General features: G+C 56.6%; 3 protein-coding genes and 1 pseudogene. 1 reads left to right on the top strand and 3 read right to left on the bottom strand.

What is annotated here, in order from left to right:
- The 3 genes and pseudogenes from AAAC48_RS15475 to AAAC48_RS15465 all read right to left on the bottom strand — a co-directional run.
- A pseudogene (locus tag AAAC48_RS15475) lies at window positions 1-152 on the bottom strand (electron transfer flavoprotein subunit beta/FixA family protein); the annotation flags it as partial.
- A 27-nt stretch (window positions 153-179) separates the two neighbouring features.
- Window positions 180-782, bottom strand: coding sequence for a dimethylsulfoniopropionate lyase (locus AAAC48_RS15470; protein ID WP_340655027.1), 603 nt, complete (start codon window positions 780-782; stop codon window positions 180-182).
- Between the two features lie 34 nt (window positions 783-816).
- A complete protein-coding gene (locus AAAC48_RS15465; RefSeq protein ID WP_340655026.1) occupies window positions 817-2,853 on the bottom strand; it encodes an NADH:flavin oxidoreductase in 2,037 nt (678 codons plus the stop codon).
- A gap of 146 nt (window positions 2,854-2,999) precedes the next feature.
- Between AAAC48_RS15465 and AAAC48_RS15460 the strand changes: the two genes are divergently transcribed.
- On the top strand, window positions 3,000-3,623 hold a 624-nt coding region (locus AAAC48_RS15460; protein WP_340655025.1), incomplete at its 3' end, for a TetR/AcrR family transcriptional regulator.

Below are 3,623 nucleotides of genomic sequence, written 5' to 3'. Positions count from 1 at the left end.
CCTTCAGACGGAGCGCTTCCTCGACGGCGATTTCGTCGAACGGGTTCATCGACATCTTCACGTTGGCAAGTTCAACGCCGGAGCCGTCGCCTTTTACCCTGATCTTCACGTTGTAATCGACTACCCCGCTTTACCGGTACGAGGACTTTCATGGGGACTCCCTCTCAATTGGTCGGGATTCAGTGTGGCCGTTCGGCAAGCAGAGTCCAGAAAGCAAAGAGCGGCGTGTTGACCGACCTCATGGCGTGTTTGATTTCAGGAATATTATAAAACGACCCGCCGATGCCAGGGGAAAACCAATCACCCTCTCCCTGGCGGAACTCGCCTTGCGACAGGACGAGATAAACTTCTTCCGGGGCATGGTCGTGGTCCGGATAGCGCACGTGCGGCGCCATCAGGGTCACGCCGAGCCAGATGTCTTTGCGCTCCTCCAACCCGCCAGGGCCTACGATCATCGCGTTGGCATGCCCGTCAAGGAAATTCTCGCTCGCCGTTCCGTCGTACGTCATCCGGCGGCGCCATTCGAGTTGCGGCTCGATGCCTTTGAACCACTCGATCAATCGCTTGAGCGAAGGTTGGTGAACGTCTACAGACAGGGCCGTATCCAAATATTCGCATACGGGCAGACGGCTTCCCGGCCCGGGGCGCGCCGTTCCCGAATGCTCAAGGGCCGCGAAAATCTGAAGGATGGAGCGGCGAGATTCAGGCGTTTGGGCAAATTGATCAAATGCCACAAACGCCGCGTCCACGAAAACCTGCAGGTTTTCATTGCGCTCGGTCATTTAATCACCTCGTGAAAGGCACTGCGCCCGCAAGTCAGATATCTTTCGCAATCCGCAGGCCGTCATAGATGGCGGCGTGTGTGTTGCGCGCGGCTACTGCATCCCCGATACGGAACAGCTGGAACTTTCCTTCCGGATTGCGAACCACAGACTGCGGCTCCCCAGAGAGCAACTGCTGGTGCGATATTTCACCGAGGTTGCTCGAGGACGGCTTTAACTCGAAATAGAGTTCGTCGAGTGGAATGGTTCCGTGGTTGATGACGATCTGGTCGACCGTACGCTGCTTTGCTACTCCGCCGTAATCGCTGCCGACATGCGCGATTATCTGGTTACCGCGCTTCTCCGCTGCTTCCAGCCTATAGGTGACGGTGAAGGTTACATCGAGCTTCTGAAGCGAGCGCATGTAGGGAACAAGGTTCATCGCCATGACTTCGGGCGCGAAAGACCGGTCCGGCGTCATGATCTCGACCTTGGCTCCCGTCTTGGCGATGAATTCGGCGGCCTGCAGGCCGGTATGGTCACCCGCGTCGTCGAAGATCAGGACATTGGTTCCGGGCTTGACGTCGCCGGATATAATGTCCCAGGCAGAGACAACGAGTTCGTTCCCTTTGGAAAGCACTTCGGTGTGCGGCAGGCCACCGGTGGCGACAATTACCACGTCGGCGTTCTCTGCCTCGACATTTTCCGCCTCGGCCCACGTATTAAAGCGGAAGATGACGCCGCGCTTTTGGCACTGGCTCATTCGCCAATCGATGATGCTGATCATTTCCCTGCGACGCTCGCTCTGCGCGGTAAGGCGGACCTGCCCGCCGGGATTGTTGGCAGCCTCCAAAACGACAACCTCGTGCCCGCGTTCGGCAGCAACGCGTGCCGCTTCAAGACCCGCCGGACCCGCGCCGACGACGACGACTTTCTTGCGCAGATCGGCCTTTGCGATGACATGCGGCATGGTCAGTTCGCGACCTGTAGCGGCGTTATGAATGCAGTAGGCCGCTCCACCCTGATAGATGCGGTCGAGACAGTAGTTAGCGCCGACGCAGGGACGGATGTCTTCTTCGCGCTTTTCCATAATTTTCCGGACGATATGCGGATCCGTCATATGGGCGCGGGTCATGCCGACCATGTCGACCTTGCCTGACGCGATGGCATGGCGGGCGGTGGCGACATCCGGGATCTTTGCCGCGTGGAAAGTCGGAAAGTTGGTCGCGGCGCGAATCTCGCCGGCGAAATCGAGATGTGGCGCGTTCGCCATCCCTTGTATAGGGATCACATCCGTTAGGCCGGCATCGGTGTCGATGTGGCCTCGAATGACGTTGAGGTAGTCGATGAGGCCGCTATCCTTAAGGCGCCTGGAGATTTCGATACCCTCGGCCTTCCCCGTGCCGCCCGGAAGACATTCATCGGCGGTGTATCTTATACCTAGAATGAAATCCTCACCCACCCGCCTGCGAATCGCCTTGAAAACGTCGAGACAGAAGCGCATCCGGTTGTCCAGCGAACCACCGTATGGACCATCGAGCTCGTTCGTTAGGGGCGATGTGAACTGGTCGAGCAGGTGGCCATAGGCCTCCAGTTCAATACCGTCCATGCCACCTGCCTTCATCCGCTCTGCCGCGTCAGCAAAGTCTTTGATGATACGCTCGATATCCCAATCTTCTATCTTCTTCGGAAAAGCGCGGTGGGACGCTTCGCGATGATGCGAGGGAGCCACGACCGGAAGCCATTCGCTTTTGTCCCAGCGCGTGCGCCGTCCCAGATGGGTGAGCTGGATCATGATCGCTGCACCCTCTTCATGGACGGCGTCGGTCATGGCTTTGATCCACGGCACGATCTCGTCCTTGTAGGCAAGCAGGTTATTGAAGACCGGCGGACTGTCCTTTGATACCGCGGCGGAGCCCGCAGTCATCGTTAGGGCGACGCCACCTTTCGCCCGTTCCACCGTATAAGCGCGATAGCGCTCTTTCGGCATGCCGTCTTCCGGATAGGCCGGCTCATGGGAAGTCACGATGATGCGGTTGCGGAGCTTTAGATGCTTGAGTTGATAGGGCTGAAGGAGAGGATCGTTCGACATGCGTCGTGCTCCAGAATAGAAACGTATGCAGAGACGCTAAGCGCAAATGTACATACATGTCAATCCTGAAAACAGACTTGTCATGATTTTAGACATTGATGTACATTTTTCTTGCGAATCGAAGCATAATTTGTTAGGAGACACTTATGGAGCAGGTTTTGAACGATAGCGGCTGGCGCGGATCGCAGGAGGGATGGCTTGAAGCCGCCTACGAGGCGCTTTTGGATTCCGGTGTGGATTCGGTAAAAATCTTACCGCTGGCAAAAAGGCTCAATCTCTCGCGCACAAGCTTCTACTGGTTTTTTAAAGATCGGGAGGAGTTGCTCGGGGCTCTGCTCGGGCGTTGGCGCGACAAGAATACCGGCAATATCATCAGGCAATCGGAAGCTTACGCAGAATCCTTGGCTGAGGCGATGCTGAATGTATTCGACTGCTGGCTGAGCAATGATTTGTTCGATTCCAAGTTCGAGTTTGCCGTCCGCAGTTGGGCGCTTCAGTCAAACGAAATTTTGGCAGCGGTGCGGGAAGCCGACCAAATGCGTCTTGAAGCTATCAAACGAATGCTTGTTCGCTTCGGCCATTCGGAAATCACCGCAGACGTCCGCTCACGAACAACGTATCTGGTCCAGATTGGCTACATCTCTATGCAAGCCCAAGAGGACTTGGCGGTCAGGATGAAGCGGATTCCCGAGTATATCGCGATCTTTACGGGTCAAGTCCCCCAGCAGAGAGAGCTCGACCGCTTCTTTGCGAGACATGGCTACAAGTCA

Origin of the sequence: Phyllobacterium sp. (assembly GCF_037994405.1) — a bacterium.
In the GTDB taxonomy this organism is placed as follows: domain Bacteria; phylum Pseudomonadota; class Alphaproteobacteria; order Rhizobiales; family Rhizobiaceae; genus Phyllobacterium.
This window is presented reverse-complemented; position numbering and strand designations above follow the sequence as displayed.